We start from the raw sequence: 15515 nt of genomic DNA, 5'->3' as shown, positions 1-15515 counted from the left end.
CGTTCAGTGGGAAGAAGACGCTCGTTCCCACCGAACCCGCATGTTCAGCGGGAAGGGCGGCGGGAGGATCAGCAGCGCGGGTTAGGAACTAGCGGCCCTGCACCTGAGCCAGAAGCTGCTCGAACGGAAGGGAGGCCTGCGCGCTGTTGGGGCGGCGCGCCGTCGTCGTTCCCGCAATCATGCCCGCGAGTTCGCCGGCCGCGCGGGTGACGCGCTGGTCCAGTGCCGGTGCGCCGTCGGATCCGGTTCCCCAGTCCTCGGGACCGGCGTAGACCCCGGTCGAGACAACGCGGGCCCGGAGATACGTGAAGAGCGGGCGCATGGCGTGGTCAAGCATGAGGGAGTGCCGGACGCTGCCGCCGGTTGCGGCGATGAGCACGGGCATCGAGTCCAGTGCGGTGTTGTCGAGGACATCGAAGAACGATTTCAGCAGGCCGCTGTAGGAGCCGGAGAAGACCGGGCTGACAACAATGAGCGCATCAGCATCCGCCACGGACTTCAGGGCGTCTGCGAGCGCAGGCGGAGCGAAGCCGGTGACCATGTTGTTCGCGATGTCCACGGCCAGTTCGCGCAGTTCGATGGTGGTGATGTCGGTGTGGATGTCGACGCGCTCGAGCTGGCGACGGGCTGCCTCTCCGAGCTGATCCGCCAGCATCCGGCTTGACGATGGCGTTCCCATGCCGCCTGACACCACTACTACTCGGCGTGTTTCCATGTGCCGGTTCTCCTTCGCTGCGCTTCATGCATTTGCATCTAGTTGAACCAGCGAACAGCCGGAAACATTCCCGCTACTGTTTGTCGAGCGCGCTTTCCTTGTGGGCGGCCTGCTTGCCCGACTTCTCGCTCTCGACGATGTAGTACGGCTCGTCCTTGGAGGCGTTGAACTTCTGGCCGTCGAACGTGAACTCCTTGTCCTTTTTCTCCACGACCGTGCCGTGCGTCTTGCCCTGCGACGTGTTCCAGCTGACCTTGGTTCCCTTGCTGTATGACATTGCTTCAGCGTCTCACCTCGGCGCAGCCGGTGCCACCTATTCCCAGCGCGCTGTAGGCCAGCCGTCCTCCCAGTTCAACGGGACCAGGCCGAGCCGGAATGCGCCGTCGAGTGCTTCATCGTAGTAGTGAAAGGCGAGCAGGTCGCCGGAAACGGACTGGCCACCGGGGCCCACACGCGGTCCGTCACTTGCCAACAGGGGCGTGCCGCCGTCGTCGAGCATGGACACACCGTCGCGGTCCACGTAGGGCCCATCGATCTCCGTGGACCGCCCGACCGCCATGTTGTAGGTGCTCTCGAGGCCTTGGCAGCAGAAGTCCTTCGAGACAAACAGGTAGTAGTAGCCGTCGCGCTCAATCAGGTACGGCGCCTCAATGGCATTCGGCGGAGTTCCCCGGTCGGCGATAGTGACCGGCTCGGCGTCCGAGTCCGCAAGGAGCCCCGACGGCCACTCGAGTTCCACAAGCTGCAGGCCACCCCAAAACGAGCCAAAACTCATCCACGGCGTACCGTCAGCATCCTCCACAATGCCGGGGTCAATGGCGTTGAAATTTTCCCCCGCCGACGCAATGACCTTGCCCTGGTCGACCCACTCATAGGCCGGGTCCTCGGGATCAAGAGTGCTGTTCGTCGCCAACCCGATCAGCGAGTCATTGCTCCCGAACGTGGACGCGGAGTAGTAGAGGTACCAGGTGCCGTTGTGCTCGTAGAGCTCCGGTGCCCACAGATTGTCGACGCCGGGAACCGCCTCGGTGAGCCACTCCGGCTTCTCCTGCCACACCTCGCCGGCATATTCCCAGTGCACGCCGTCGTCCGAGCGGCGGACCTGGATATTGCCGTCGGCCACCTGCCCGTCGCCGGTGGAGTAGACGAACCAGTCATCCCTATCGTGTGAGGGACCGGCTACCAGAGCGGGATCGTGCGTGAAATAGTCCCCGCTCAGCTCCCACTCCCCCGACGAGGACGCCGGCGCGGCACAGCCCGCCACCCCAATAGCGAGTGCAAGGGTGACGGACCAGGCCGCTGCGCGTCGTTTCACTAGCCGAGGGCGATCGCTGACCAGGAAACCGGAGGCAGCGAGACGGTGAGGACACCGTCGTCGAGCACTGCGCCGGGCAGCTGCTTCAGGCCCACCCGGAACTGGTCCTCACGCGTGTTCTTGGCGTAAACGTCCTCATCATGCAGGGTGAGAGCTTCAGTGACGACTTCGGCGCCGAGATCCTTCACGTCGACCGACACGTCAATGGTCTCGGTCTGACTGCGGTTGACGAGGAACAGCGCCGACTTCCCGCCGTCGACAGTGGCCACAGCATCGACCAGCGGCGCGTCGCCGTAGACCTTCGTGGAGTACGTGCCGGCGTCGATCTGCGGACGCAACACCTCGCCCTTCGCCAGCCGTGAGGTGACGGAGAACGGGAAGAAGGTGGTCTGGCGCCAAGTGTCGCCGCCCGGCTCGGTCATGATCGGTGCAATGACGTTGACCAGCTGGGCGAGCGACGCCGACGCCACCCGATCATGGTTCTTCAGCAGCGTGATCAGCAGGTTGCCGAAAACCACTGCGTCAGCGACGGAGTACGTGTCTTCGAGCTGGCGCGGGGCTACGCGCCATTCGTCGTTGACCTCATCGGATGCCTGGTGCTCCTCGAGATACCAGATGTTCCACTCGTCGAAGGAGAGCTTGATGGTCTTCTTGCTCTTGAGCTTGTGCTTGACGTGGTCCGCCGTGGCCACCACAGTCTCAATGAAGTACTGCATGTCCAGCGAGGAGGCGAGGTAGGAACCGAGGTCCCCGTTGCGCTCCTGGTAGTACGCGTGGCAGGAAATGTAGTCCACGTAGTCATAGCTCTGCTCGAGGACCACGCGCTCCCACTCACCGAAGGTCGGCATTGAGGAACCGGAGGAACCGCACACCACCAGCTCGAGGTCCTTGTCCGCCGTCTTCATGGCGGAGGCGGTGCGGGCGGCGATCTTCCCGTAGTCCTCGGCGGACAAGTGCCCAATCTGCCAGGGCCCGTCCATCTCATTGCCCAGGCACCACATGCGGATGTCGTAGGGTTCCTTGGCGCCGTTGGCGATGCGCTGGTCACTCAGCGCTGTGCCCGAGGGATGGTTGGCGTATTCGAGGAGGTCGAGCGCCGCTTCAATGCCGCGGGTACCAAGGTTGACCGCCATCATCAGCTCAGAGCCGGTCAGCTTGCACCAGCGCGCAAACTCCTCGAGGCCCACCTGGTTGGTCTCGATGGAATGCCAGGCGAGGTCGCGGCGGACGGGGCGCTGGTCGCGGGGGCCCACGCCGTCTTCCCAGCGGTAGCCGGAGACAAAGTTGCCGCCGGGATAGCGGATGGTCGTGGAGCCGAGTTCGCGGACAAGCTCGACGACGTCCATGCGGAAGCCGTCCTCGTTGGCGGTCGGGTGACCGGGTTCGTAGATGCCGTCATACACACAGCGGCCGAGGTGCTCAACGAAGGAGCCGAAGATTCTTGGGCTGACGGGCGCGATTACGGCGGAACGGTCAATGCGGATGGTGGTCGGCGCTTCCATGGGAAGCTCGCCGCTTGCCGCGGAGGTCGTGGCCGCCGTCGAATCGGGCGTGGTGGTGGTGGTCACGGATAAGTTTCCTGCCTGTCAGAACGCACGGGTGCTCGTGTTTTTATGCGGATTACAACGTTGAAAATGATCTCACGCAGCATGTGGGTCGTCAACCGCCCGGCGGCGTGGAATTCCACCAACGCGATATTCTGCCGGTGGGACACCGCGATGTGTCCCACCGGCTCCAACTCGACAAAGGACTCTCCACATGGCGGCGACCCTGCATGATGTGGCCCACGTGGCCGGGGTGTCGTTCAAGACGGTGTCCAACGTCATCAACGACCACCCGAACGTTCGCCCCGCAACACGGGAGCGCGTTCAGAAGGCCATCGCCGAGTTGGGCTACCGGCCCAACCTCACGGCGCGCAGTCTTCGATCCGGCCATACCGGTGCCATCACCCTTGCGGTTCCCCAGCTGCGCCTCCCCTACTTCGCTGAATTGGCCGACGCCGTAATCCGCGCCGCCGAAGCCCGCGGTCTGGTGGTGCTCATCGAGCAGACGAGCGGCGAACGCGACCGTGAACTCGAAGTCCTCAAAAGCCCCAGGCTGCGCATGTCGGACGGGTTGATCTTCAGCCCTCTCGGTCTCGGTGAAGAGGACGCCGCGCTGGTCACCGCCGAAGTGCCAATGGTGTTGCTCGGCGAACGGATCTTCTCCGGCGGCTGCGACCACGTCACCATGCAGAACGTCGAGGGCGCCCGCGCCGCCACTGAACACCTGCTGGACACCGGGAGGCAGCGCATCGCCGTCGTCGGTGCGCATGAGGGCGAGGTCATCGGCTCGGCAGGGCTTCGCCTCAAGGGCTACCGTGAGGCGCTTGAATCGCGCGGAATAGAGTACGACGACGGCCTGGTCGCCTATGTCGGCACGTGGCACCGCGCGAATGGTGCCGAAGCGATGCATGAGCTGCTTGACCGCGGCGTCGAGTTCGATGCGGTGTTCGGCTTCAACGACACCCTGGCACAGGGCGCCATGCGGGTGCTGCAGGAGGCCGGCCGGCGCATCCCCTCCGACGTGGCCGTGATCGGCTTCGACGACCTCGACGAAACCCGCTACTCCATCCCCACCCTGAGCAGCGTCAACCCCGGACGAGAAGAAATTGCCAAGACCGCGATCAAAGTACTCATGGAGCGCATCAAGAACCCGGCGGGCCCGGCGCCTCGCGAGATCCTGACGCAGTTCGAGGTCATTGCACGCGAATCCACGGCCGCCTGACCTCGGGCCCTGTATTGAGACTCTGTGTTCAGGCCAGGGACCGGATGATCTCCGCTGCCGGCCCCGGCCGTACCGAAGCAAACCCGGTCCCCGCCCACAGATGCGCCACATCGGCATTCCCCTGCGCCACCGCGGCCTTGCGGAGCGGCGCCGTCACGTAGTGCAACTGCGGATACCCGGCAGGCGCATCCTGATGCTCACGAATGAACCGGTTCGTCAGGCCGCGCGCATACCGTCCGGTGTAGGCGCGGGTAAGTGACGTCCCCGCGAATCGACCCTCGCTCAGCGCTGCCCGGTGCAGCGGATTGGTGCCCGCTTCATCCGAGAGCAGCAGCGTGGTACCCACCTGCACCGCATCGGCGCCCGCTGCACGCAAACGCACGACGTCGGCTGGCCCGGACACTCCCCCGCCCGCAGCCAGCGGCACCGCAGTTCTGGACCGAATAGCGGCAAGCACGTTCTCGAGCGGATCCGAAGCCGGTGCCTTCCGCTGATCGAACGTCCCGCGGTGGCCGCCGGCGTTCGGCCCCTGAACGGCGAGCGCCCGAGCCCCTGCCGTGACCGCATACTCCGCCTCAACGGGGGTTGTCACGGTGACGATCGGAAGAATCCCCGCGTCGGCCATCCTTCCCAGAACCGCGGCGTCCGGGCAGCCGAAGGTGAAGGACACCGCAGCGGGGCGGAAATCCAGAACGAGAGAGAGCTTTGCGTCCCAGCCGTCGTCGTCGTACCGGGGTTCACCTAACTCAGCTCCAAGCGCGGCAGCCTCCGGGCGCAGGGACTCACGGTAGGCACCGAGGAGCGCCACATCCGGCTGGAAGGCATCCGGCACAAACAGGTTCACCCCGACGGGACCACTGCTCAGCGCGGAAACGCTGCGCAGCTGCGTCTCGAGATCCTCCGGCGCACGGTACCCGGCTGCGAGGAAACCCAGACCGCCGGCATTGCTCACCGCAGCGGCAAGCTCCGGCGTGGTAGGCCCGCCGGCCATCGGCGCTCCGATGATGGGCCTGTCCAGTTCGCGCAGATCAAACACGGCGGGGCCTCCCAGAGTCAGCGGACTTCGCCTCCCAATTTACAGGTGTGTGGGAGCGAAGAGCCTCAGCAGCGTCTCAACAACGACGACGTTGGGACCCTCCGCAGCGAAGCTTGTCTCCAGTGCCTCCCGCACGTCTTCCGGCGCCACGCGGACAGCGGGGACGCCAAAGGATTCGGCCAGCTTTACGAAGTCCGGCCGGGTGAGCTCGGTGGCTGTTGCCTTGCCGAACGCGCCCTCCATGTATTCGCGGAGGATGCCGTAGCCGCCGTCGTCGACAATGAGCCAGGTGACCGGCAGATTGTGCTGGCGGGCCGTGGCAAGCTCAGCGATCGAGTACATGGCCGAGCCGTCGCCAGACACGGCAAGCACGCGGTCAGACAGCCCCTTCGATGCGAGCCCCACCGAGCCGCCAATAGCGCTGGGGAAGCCGTAGCCGAGGCCTCCGGCCCCCTGCGCCGAGTGAAATTCTCCATCCCGGGAATCCCAGCAGCTCCAGGCCCAGTAAGCCGCGATGGTCATGTCCCAGAACGTCTGCATGTCATCGGGCGCGGCCGCCCGGATGTCGGCCATGAAGGTCCGCTCCTTGCCCAGGTCCTGCTCATCGAGGCGGGCCTGCACCTTGGCAAGTGTCTCGGCAACGAGCCTGCGCGGATCATAGTCGCCGGTGCGGCGCCCGGCCGGTTCGAGTGCGTCATCCAGCGCGGTGAGTGCCTGGCCGGCGTCGGCCCGGATGCCGAGGGCAGGACGGTTGGATTCGAGGACCCGGGGTTCGGCATCAATCTGGATGATGCGGCCTCGCGGCTCGAGGCTGAAGTAGTTGGACGTCACCTCACCGAGCGAGGAACCGATCACCAGGAGCACATCGGCGTCTTCGAGCACTTCGGTGACGTAGCGGTCCTCAACCCAGGATTGCAGCGACAACTCGTGGTTCCAGGGGAAGGCGCCGTTGCCGCCGGGCGAGCACAGCACCGGCGCATCCAGCTTCTCCGCGAGCGAGAGCAACTCCTTCTCGGCCTTGCCGCGCCGGGCGCCGCCGCCGGCCACAATCGCTGGGCGCTTAGCGTCCGAGAGCCACTTGACGGCTTCACGGACCAGCTCGATGCGCGGCGGATTATCGAACGGCTCTGCCAGCGCATCCTCCACCTGGGGCACGACGACAGCGTCCAGCAGCACATTCTGCGGAACCTCTACCCACACCGGCCCTTGGGGCGAGGAGACGGCTTCGGTCCACGCGTCCTGAATCGCGGACGGGATGCCGGACGCGTGCTGGATCAGCCGCTGGCTCTTGGTGACGTTGGCGGCCGAGGCCTTCTGGTCATCGAGTTGGTGCAGCATGCCCTTCCGGCGGGCGCCCAGGCCCTCAAGCGGGATCTGGCTTGCAATGACGACCATCGGCACTCCAGTGGCGTATGCCTCCTGCAGCCCGGCCAAAGAGGTCAATGCGCCGGGTCCGGTCGAGAGGAAGAGCACTCCCACTTCACCGGTGGCACGGGAGAACCCGTCGGCGGCAAATGCGGAGTTGTTTTCCACCCGGGAAGAGACGAACTGCAGATTGGAACGGGACAACGCATCGAACAGGCCCAGCGCGTGCTGGCCCGGGATGCCGAAGACGGTGGAGGCGCCCAGCGCGCTCAGCGTCTCGACAACCAGGTCACCGCCGTTGCGCTGGCCCGTGACCGGCTGTGGGGGAACTGTTGCATCACTGTCAACGGACTGCATCAGCCGTCCTTTCGCGTGGAGATTTCGTCGGCCATCAGACTCACCAGATCGTAGGCGACATGCGACGCCGCCACACCGGTGATCTCTGCGTGATCGTACGCGGGAGCAACTTCGACGACGTCGGCGCCCACCAGATTCATCCCGCGCAGGCCGCGCAGGATCTCGAGCAGCTCACGGCTGGTGATCCCGCCGGCTTCGGGGGTGCCGGTGCCCGGCGCGTGTGCCGGATCCAGCACGTCGATGTCGATCGACACGTAGAGGGGCCGGTTCCCGATCCGGTCTCGGAGCTTGGCGACGGTTTCGTCAACACCCTGGCGGAACACATCGGAGGAGGTCACAATGCCGAAGCCGAAGCGCCGGTCATCCTCCAGGTCCTTCACTCCGTACAGCGGCCCGCGGGTGCCGACGTGGGAGATGGCCTCAGTGTCCAGGATCCCTTCCTCCACAGCGCGGCGGAAGGGTGTTCCGTGCGTGTACTCGGCACCGAAGTAGGTGTCCCAGGTGTCCAGGTGGGCATCGAAGTGCAGCAGCGCAACCGGCTCACCGGCGCGTTCGGAGGCCGCGCGCAGCAACGGCAGTGCGATGGTGTGGTCACCACCGAGCGTGACCAGGCGGGCGCCGTCGTGCGTGAGGTCCAGCGCGTTCTGCTGGATGGTCTCAATGGCCTCGTTGATGTTGAAGGGATTCACGGCCATGTCACCGGCGTCAGCGACCTGCACTCGCTCGAAGGGCGAGATATCCATCGCCGGGTTGTAGGGGCGCAGCAGCCGCGAGGCCTCGCGGACATGGTTGGCGCCGAACCGCGCGCCCGGCCGGTAGGAGACACCGGAGTCGAACGGCACACCGACAACGGTGATGTCGGTCTTCTCCACCTGGTCGATCCGCGGCAGCCGCGCGAACGTGGCCGCTCCGGCGTACCGCGGAATGCGAGCCGAATCGATCGGCCCAAGGTTGCCGCCTGCCGTGACGCGCAGCTCTTCCATGTACATCTCCTTAGTCCCCGTGACGTCCGCTCGTACTCCGGACGCAGTTGCCCTATAGGCATCAACTGTTTCTCGTAAGGCTAATTGTGGTACGCGTCTCAGTCAAGGTCGCGGGTCGGTTCATGCCGGTCGGAATGAAGGAGAGCGGAAACAGTCAGGAACGCGGAATCAGCGGCTTGTCGGCGCGTGCCTTGATCTGCTGCACAGCCCAGGAATTGCCGTCCGGGTCATCAAATCCAAAGAAAGTGCCGCCGTCGCGCTCGTCAAAGACGGTGACGTCGCCGACCTCGGCACCGCGACCAATCAGCTCCTCGCGCGCTGCTTTGACGTCGGAGACGACCAGTTGAAGGCCCTTCAGGCTGCCGGGCTGCATAGCGCTCATGCCCGGCCCGTTGCCGAACACGATGGAACAACCGGAACCGGGCGGGGTGAACTGGGTGAAATGCACGCCGCCGGAGTCGGTCTCGAAATCCTGCACGAATCCAAGTTTGTCGCGGTAAAACCCGATCGAGCGCGCGATGTCGCTCACCGGCACCACAATGACTTCCAGTGTCCAGTCCATTGATAGCTCCTGACCTTGAGAGGGACGGCTCACGCTATCGGACCGCCTCCGGCACGTATAGCCCATCGCTTCTCGAATGGGAAGATTTGCGCCGTAAACAAAGCTTGCTTATGGCTTACTCTGTTGAGAAGCGACTCTGCCGACAGCAAGGAGGTGCAGCATGGCCACAGCGGTTGACTCCCCCCGGAAGCGACGGCTTCGGCGTCCCCGCTGGATCAAGGAACCCTTCAACAGGGAGGCGAGGGCAGGGTATCTGTTCATCCTTCCCTGGGTGGTTGGGTTCCTCGTGTTCACGCTCGGAGCCATGGTGTACAGCCTCGTCATCTCCTTCACGAATTACGACCTCTCCACCGACACCGCCACGCCTGTGGGCTTCAGCAACTACGAACTGCTGTTCAAAGATCCCAAGGTGATGACGTCCCTGGGCAACACGCTGTATTACGCCGTACTGTCAGTGCCGCTCGAGATCTGCTTCGCCCTACTCCTGGCCTATCTGCTGCACCGCATTCCCGAACGGGGGGCCGGCGTCTTCCGCATCATCTACTACCTGCCGAAGATGACGCCGTCCGTCGCTGCCGCGTCCATCTTCCTCCTGCTCCTCAACGGGAACTCCGGGGCGATCAACGGCTTCCTGGGCATTTTCGGGATCGACGGGCCGCAGTGGTTGATTGACCCGGACTGGATGAAGCCGTCCATCATCATCATTGGTTTATGGAGTGTCAGCGGCACCATGCTGATCCTCCTTGCGGCGCTGAAGAATGTCCCGCAGGACCTGTACGAGGCAGCGTCCCTCGACGGCGCAGGGGCCATCCGGCAGTTCTTCTCCGTCACCCTGCCGATGATCTCCAACGCCCTGTTTTTCTGCACCATCGTGCTGACCATCGCCGCGCTCCAGGTCTTCGACCAGGCGTTCCTGCTCTTCTACAGGGATACGACAAGCGCAGCACCCGACGCCGCACTCTTTGTCGGTGTCTACCTGTTCCAGCAGGCTTTCCAGCAGTTCAACATGGGTTTCGCTGCGGCCATCGCCTGGCTGCTGTTCGTCATCATCCTCCTGATCACGGTCTTCCAGGTCCGCTTCGGAAACAAGTTCGTCTACTACGAGGGGGGCCGGTAACCATGGCGTCAGTTCTCAAGTCGCAACCGCAGGCTGCCGCTGAGTCGGATCCGCGGGACAAGTCCGCCGCAACCCCCACGCAGCGCTTCCCCTGGTACAAGCCGCGCAGCATCATTGGCCGGGTCGTCCTCTGGGCGCTTCTCCTGGGATTTTCCGTGCTGTTCCTGTACCCGTTCGCGTGGCTGCTGGCGGCAACGTTCAAGCCACGCCAGGACGTCTTCGACAACCGGCTCATCCCGGAAACCTGGGTCTTCACCAACTACGTTGAGGTGTGGGACCAGCTGCCGCTCCTCGCCTGGATCTCCAACAGCCTGATCATCGCCCTGCTGGCAGCCGGGCTGGTGACCTTCTCGAGCTCTCTGGTGGCCTTCGGCTTTGCCTACTTCCGTTTCCCGTTCCGCAACCTGCTGTTCGGCCTCGTGCTTGGAACCATGATGCTGCCCGGAGCAGTGACCATGATCCCGGTCTACCTGATCTGGAAGGAACTCGGCTTCCTCGGCACAACGGTGCCGCTGTGGGGAGCCAATCTCTTCGGCTCAGCGTTTTACATCTTTCTGCAGCGCCAGTTCTTCCTTGGCCTGCCCCGGGATATCTTCGAAGCCGCCCGCATCGACGGGTGCAGCTACTTCGGATTGTTCCGGCGGATCGCCATGCCGCTGTCCATCCCGTCCTTCATCATCGTGTTCATCTTTGAGTTCCAGGCGAGCTGGAACAACCTGCAGGCGCCGCTGATCTACCTGAACTTCGGCAGCCCGGACCAGTACACGGTGCCGCTCGGCATTTCCTACGCGATGTCGCTGTTCAGCCCGACCTCCGGCGGTGAGGCCGACTACCAGTACGTGATGACAGCGGCCCTGCTGGTAACGCTGCCCATGCTGATCCTGTTCGCTTTCGGTCAGCGGTACTTCATCGAGGGCTTGGCGGGACAGGGCCGCAAGGGCTGACCCACCACCGGGGCGCAAAGAGAGGGGAGCCAGCCTTGCGGCCGGCTCCCCTCTTTACGTCTTAACAACGACGGCGGCGCCTACTGTGCGCCGGCGGTCGCCTGTTCGTATACCAGCATTGCGGCGGCCTGCGCATCGCCCAGTGCTTCCTCAATGGTCTTGTCACCGGACATCGCGGGAGCCATGGCGTTCTGCAGTTCGGTCTGAATCTCAAGGCCAGCCGGCGATGAACCGAGCGGAACACCGTTCTCGAGCGCCTGGTAATAGGAGTCGATCAGCTGGTCGAAACCCTCGTTACCGGTCGGCTCCAGGTACTCTTCCTTGATCAGCTGGTCTGCGGTCTGCGAACCGGTGAAGATTCCGGTGAAGATCCCGCCCTCCTCCATACCCGAAACGCGCGCCTCGGCTGCTGCCATCCAGGCTTCATCGGAGGTGTTGGTGACGGCCCACTTACAGGCTGCCGCCTTGTTCTTGGCACCCGTCGGGATCACGTAGGACTGCCCGCCGGCAACGGCGATGGCCTCACCGTCCTGGTTCCGCAGCGGAACACCGGAAATCTCGAGCTTGTCCGCATAATCAGCGAGGACGTTGGGGTACCACTGGGCGTACAGTCCTGCGCCAACCTGGTCAGCAACGAACTGGTTGTTCTCGCCGAAGAAGTCCCAGGTCTGGCCGAAGCTGTAGGCGGTCTCATAACCACCCTGGGCGTCGTAGATCTCCTTCAGCCAGGTGAGCGCTTCGATATTCGCGGGGTCGTCGAGGGTGGGTTTACCTGTCTCGTCCATGATCTGCCCACCGAACGCGGCGAACCAGATCGGAGCCTGTGACGGCATTTGAGGATCGAAGCCAAGACGGGTGGGGTTTTCACCATCGGACTCGTACATTTTCTCTGCAGCGGCGAGAACGGCATCAGGATTCGAGGTGTCGAGGTCCTCGGCCGTGACACCGGCCTCGTCCATGACGCGGGTGTTGGTGATGATTGACCAGGGCTGCCAGAACTGGGGAATGCCATACACCTTCCCGTCATAGGTAACGTCCTGCAGCACCGCAGGGTAGTAGTGCTCCTCAGCGTTGACATCGTGGGTAGTGAAGCATTCATCAACCGGCTCGATCAGCCCCTTGGCCGCATAGGTTGCCACGTACTGGCGGTCCATCACCACAAGGTCCGGCAGTGTTCCGCTCGCGGCCTGCGCAGCAAACCGTTGGGGATCGAAGTTGCTCTCGTTGATCTCGACGGTCACGCCGTCCTCTTCCAGGGCGGCGGTAGCAAGGTCCGCACGGGACGTTGCCACCTCATCCCCCAGAGTGAAGCCGCCCGTCGTCATGGTGCCGGAGAGTTCTGCCCCGTAATCTGCGGCCTCGCCGCCGTCGGCAGTCCCGCCGCCTCCGCCGCCACATGCCGTGGCGGTCAACGCAACAGCCGCAACCACCGCAAACCCTGCTGTCCGAGAAGTTTTCATCGCTCCAGTCCCTTCACAAGCTAGCGCGCCGGCACCGGCGCGGCGTCGTCGAGGCATCGAGGCGAACAACCGGTACGAGCCGGCCCGCCGCGATGAGTGACCACAACAGTCGCCGATCCTGTATAGACCGGCTTTGTTCGATCAGTATTCCATAAGCTCGCTTGGTATCCCGGTAACGATTGGGACAGGAAAAATCAGCTTCTTGACGCCGCTGGGACCAGGGTCCACAGCACCACCGCTTCCTCGTCAGAGGGGTTCACCCAGGTGTGCGGTTCCCGCCCCGGGAAGGTAATGGTGTCACCCGCTTCCATGGCGTACCGGTCGTTGGAGAAAATCAGTTCGAACCGACCGGCCACAATATGCAGGGTCTCCACTTCGCAGTCCACCGAGTACAAATCCGACTCGCCTTTGCCATTGGGTGCAACAACAGCCCGAATCATCTGAAGGCGTTGCTCCGAACGCGCTGTCATGAGCCGCTCGTTGATGCCTTCACCACCGAGACTGATCTTCGGTGCTTCACTCAGCCGGGTGAGATGCGTTTCCGGGACGGTGAAGAGGTCCCCGATGGAGATGGACAAAACCTGGCACAGCGTCACGAGAGAAGCGACCGACGGCGACGTCAGGTCCCGCTCCACCCTGCTGAGGAAGCCTTTGGTCAGCCCGGTGGAGTCTGCCACCTGTTCGATCGTCATGCGCTGGGCCTGCCGCGCTGACCTGATCCGCGAACCAATGGCGACCGGCGCGTTGCTCGGTTCTACTGGGAGAGCCTTCACTGTGGTTCCTTCCGGGGCTGCTGGTTTACGAGCATACAGACGCTGTCGGCTCCCCAGTACAAAAACTGCCCGCAGGTGCAGGGCTGCCGTTTCGAACCGGCGGCCCTGTACCCGCGGGCAGTTTCTGTGTTTACGGTTCCTGCGCAGGCACCGCCCCGGCGCCGTCCGGATCGGATTTCGCAGGCACAGCAGCCGGCTCCGGCTCATCCTCCTCGTTCCATGCCTTGATCGCCGCCCACGTAACTGCGGCCACCGGTACGGCAAGAATCGCACCGACGATGCCGGCCAGGATGGTCCCCGCGGTCAACGCCAGCAGGATCACGAGTGCGTGGATGTTCAGCGAGCGCCCCATGACAACCGGCTGCAGGAAGTTGCCTTCCAGCTGGTTCACAACGACGACGGCGAGAATCACCATCAGCGCAACGAACGGCCCGTTGGCCACCAGTGCAACCAGCGCGGCGAGGACTCCCGCAACGGTTGCGCCGACGAGTGGAACGAATGAGCCGATGAACACGATCACGGCCAGCGGGATGGCCAGCGGCACACCCAGAATCAGCAGGGCGATGCCGATGAACACCGAGTCCACGGTGGCGATAATGGCCGTTCCCCGAACGTAGCCGCCCAGCACGTCCAGGCTCCTGTGCCCAACGCGCTGCGCGCGGTGCAACCGTTCCCCGCGGAAAGGCCGCAGCATGAAGGCCCAGATCTTGTCCCCGTCCTTCAGGAAGAAGAACAGGATCACCAGCATGAGCAGCGCTCCCGTGAGAAAGCTGCCGGCTGCGCTGAGCCCGGTCAGCGCAGTACTACCCACGGTCGAGCTCGTGGCGAAGTCGATCAGCGATTGCCGGGCGCTTTCGATTTGCTCCTGGTCAATCGGGATGGGACCGGTCTGGATGAAGTCGTAGACCTGCTGGAAACCCTCGTTGGCCTGCTGGATCAGCTCGTCGAGCTGGCTGCGTACCGCGAACACAATCCCGGTGATCACACCGCCGAGCACCACCAGCAGCAGCAGGAAGGAGGTGGCAGTTGCCAGCGCGCTCGGCCAGCCGCGGCGTCGCAGCATGTTGACCAGAGGGCTGATGGCTGCGGCGAGGATCAGCGCGAGCAGCAGCGGAATGACCACGAGCCGCACCTGGATCAGACCGTAGATCGATACCACCAGCAACGTCAGGAGCAGGAGCAGCTGCGCACTGCGGAGGCTCACCCTTCCGAGGCCGTCCCTCCACGGGCTCGGCTGGTTGCGTGCTGCATTGGTGTCGCGTCTGTACTCCACGGCGCTTCTTCCTGGTATGAGAGGGCATGCTGAAAGCAGGCGGGTTCGCTACTACCCTACGTGCAGCCTGTTACAGCGGCAGGAACAGCACGGTGTAGATTCCGAGCGCGCCCATCGCGAGCACTGCCAGCGAGGTAGACATCACCGCCACAACATCCGCGTCCACCCGGCCCCGCGAAATCCCTGCGACGCTCCGCGCATACCTGCGGCGCTGGCTCACATAAATGCCGAGCGCCGCCGCCAGTGCCGCAGCCACAAGCGTTCCGGCGAACCAGCCGTAGGTTGGCACCCACCGCAGGAACAGGAGACTGGAGCCGACCAGCGCCGTCATTGTCCTACCCCAGGCCAGTGATGTCCGCTCCGGCTGAAGGCCGGAGTCCCGGACCAGTGAAATCACTTCAACTGCTCCGCATCAGCACGAAAACAACGACGACGGCGGCAACTACCGACCCTCCCAAGGCCAGCAGCGGCGCCAGGAAAGGAAGCGGCAAAGGCGTGCCGTGCCGCATCGCACGCTCAACATTGAGCCAGCGAAAACACGCCAGCGAAGAGATGATCATCGCAAGCAGGAGCAGCAGGACGGCCAGGGCGGTCCGCAGCTGCGGCTCGAAGATCGCGGTGGTGAACGCCTCCACGGCGATCCCGCCGGCCATCAGCGCCAGTGAGGTGCGGATCCACGCAAGGAACGTACGTTCGTTCGCAAGCGTAAACCTCGGGTCCGGCTCGGCACCTCCGCGCAGGAGGCGGCGGGCGAGACCGCGCCGAGCGCCGTCGTCGTCGTTCATTGCGGTATCCACCGCCTCATCCTAACCAGTGCCGGCTTCAGGACCCGTTGCGGGTACCATGGAT

At 64.0% G+C, this 15515-nt stretch carries 16 protein-coding genes; 3 read left to right on the top strand and 13 right to left on the bottom strand.

Annotated features, from left to right (window positions below):
* Positions 1-88: 88 nt before the first annotated feature.
* From ACZ2GY_RS02935 to arfA, 4 genes are all read right to left on the bottom strand, one after another.
* Positions 89-715, bottom strand: a complete 627-nt coding sequence (locus ACZ2GY_RS02935) for an FMN reductase (protein WP_277357059.1) — start codon at positions 713-715, stop codon at positions 89-91.
* Between the two features lie 73 nt (positions 716-788).
* Positions 789-992 (bottom strand): hypervirulence associated TUDOR domain-containing protein, encoded by a 204-nt coding sequence (locus ACZ2GY_RS02930; protein ID WP_056550188.1) that lies wholly within the window; start codon positions 990-992, stop codon positions 789-791.
* Positions 993-1028: 36 nt separating this feature from the next.
* Entirely contained in the window at positions 1029-2030 is a 1002-nt protein-coding gene (locus tag ACZ2GY_RS02925; RefSeq protein ID WP_471672935.1) for an arabinan endo-1,5-alpha-L-arabinosidase, read from the bottom strand.
* Positions 2030-3532, bottom strand: a complete 1503-nt coding sequence (arfA, locus tag ACZ2GY_RS02920; protein WP_471673532.1) for an arabinosylfuranosidase ArfA — start codon at positions 3530-3532, stop codon at positions 2030-2032. The genes ACZ2GY_RS02925 and arfA overlap by 1 nt, the downstream gene beginning before the upstream one ends.
* A 256-nt stretch (positions 3533-3788) precedes the next feature.
* Between arfA and ACZ2GY_RS02915 the strand changes: the two genes are divergently transcribed.
* Positions 3789-4796, top strand: a complete 1008-nt coding sequence (locus ACZ2GY_RS02915) for a LacI family DNA-binding transcriptional regulator (protein WP_346028665.1) — start codon at positions 3789-3791, stop codon at positions 4794-4796.
* A 28-nt stretch (positions 4797-4824) separates the two neighbouring features.
* Here the strand turns inward: ACZ2GY_RS02915 and ACZ2GY_RS02910 are convergent, their stop codons facing one another.
* The 4 genes from ACZ2GY_RS02910 to ACZ2GY_RS02895 form a co-directional block, all read right to left on the bottom strand.
* Positions 4825-5832 carry a nitronate monooxygenase gene (locus ACZ2GY_RS02910; protein WP_471672934.1) on the bottom strand — a complete coding sequence of 336 codons (1008 nt, stop codon included), beginning with the start codon at positions 5830-5832 and terminating at the stop codon, positions 4825-4827.
* A gap of 39 nt (positions 5833-5871) precedes the next feature.
* Positions 5872-7554 carry a thiamine pyrophosphate-binding protein gene (locus tag ACZ2GY_RS02905; protein ID WP_471672933.1) on the bottom strand — a complete coding sequence of 561 codons (1683 nt, stop codon included), beginning with the start codon at positions 7552-7554 and terminating at the stop codon, positions 5872-5874.
* Entirely contained in the window at positions 7554-8537 is a 984-nt protein-coding gene (speB, locus tag ACZ2GY_RS02900; protein ID WP_277357064.1) for an agmatinase, read from the bottom strand. The genes ACZ2GY_RS02905 and speB overlap by 1 nt, the downstream gene beginning before the upstream one ends.
* Positions 8538-8691: 154 nt before the next feature.
* Positions 8692-9099, bottom strand: coding sequence for a VOC family protein (locus ACZ2GY_RS02895; RefSeq protein ID WP_277357065.1), 408 nt, complete (start codon positions 9097-9099; stop codon positions 8692-8694).
* 160 nt (positions 9100-9259) lie between these two features.
* Between ACZ2GY_RS02895 and ACZ2GY_RS02890 the strand changes: the two genes are divergently transcribed.
* Both ACZ2GY_RS02890 and ACZ2GY_RS02885 read left to right on the top strand, forming a co-directional pair.
* Positions 9260-10216 carry a carbohydrate ABC transporter permease gene (locus ACZ2GY_RS02890; RefSeq protein WP_277357066.1) on the top strand — a complete coding sequence of 319 codons (957 nt, stop codon included), beginning with the start codon at positions 9260-9262 and terminating at the stop codon, positions 10214-10216.
* 2 nt (positions 10217-10218) lie between these two features.
* Entirely contained in the window at positions 10219-11160 is a 942-nt protein-coding gene (locus ACZ2GY_RS02885; RefSeq protein ID WP_056550156.1) for a carbohydrate ABC transporter permease, read from the top strand.
* A gap of 80 nt (positions 11161-11240) precedes the next feature.
* On the opposite strand, the gene ACZ2GY_RS02880 is transcribed toward ACZ2GY_RS02885, so the two are convergent.
* From ACZ2GY_RS02880 to ACZ2GY_RS02860, 5 genes are all read right to left on the bottom strand, one after another.
* Complete coding sequence (locus ACZ2GY_RS02880; protein ID WP_277357067.1) at positions 11241-12620, bottom strand: extracellular solute-binding protein; 1380 nt, start codon at positions 12618-12620, stop codon at positions 11241-11243.
* A gap of 194 nt (positions 12621-12814) precedes the next feature.
* Positions 12815-13393 carry a helix-turn-helix domain-containing protein gene (locus tag ACZ2GY_RS02875; protein ID WP_056550151.1) on the bottom strand — a complete coding sequence of 193 codons (579 nt, stop codon included), beginning with the start codon at positions 13391-13393 and terminating at the stop codon, positions 12815-12817.
* A 130-nt stretch (positions 13394-13523) separates the two neighbouring features.
* Positions 13524-14666, bottom strand: coding sequence for an AI-2E family transporter (locus ACZ2GY_RS02870; RefSeq protein ID WP_471672932.1), 1143 nt, complete (start codon positions 14664-14666; stop codon positions 13524-13526).
* Between the two features lie 70 nt (positions 14667-14736).
* Positions 14737-15063, bottom strand: coding sequence for a DUF202 domain-containing protein (locus ACZ2GY_RS02865; protein WP_471672931.1), 327 nt, complete (start codon positions 15061-15063; stop codon positions 14737-14739).
* Between the two features lies 1 nt (position 15064).
* Positions 15065-15451 carry a YidH family protein gene (locus ACZ2GY_RS02860; protein WP_277357085.1) on the bottom strand — a complete coding sequence of 129 codons (387 nt, stop codon included), beginning with the start codon at positions 15449-15451 and terminating at the stop codon, positions 15065-15067.
* Between the last annotated feature and the right edge of the window lie 64 nt (positions 15452-15515).

Source organism: Arthrobacter sp. KKT183 (assembly GCF_055657625.1).
The sequence above is the reverse complement of the archived record's forward strand: the minus strand, read 5'-3'. Positions and strand labels throughout refer to the sequence as shown.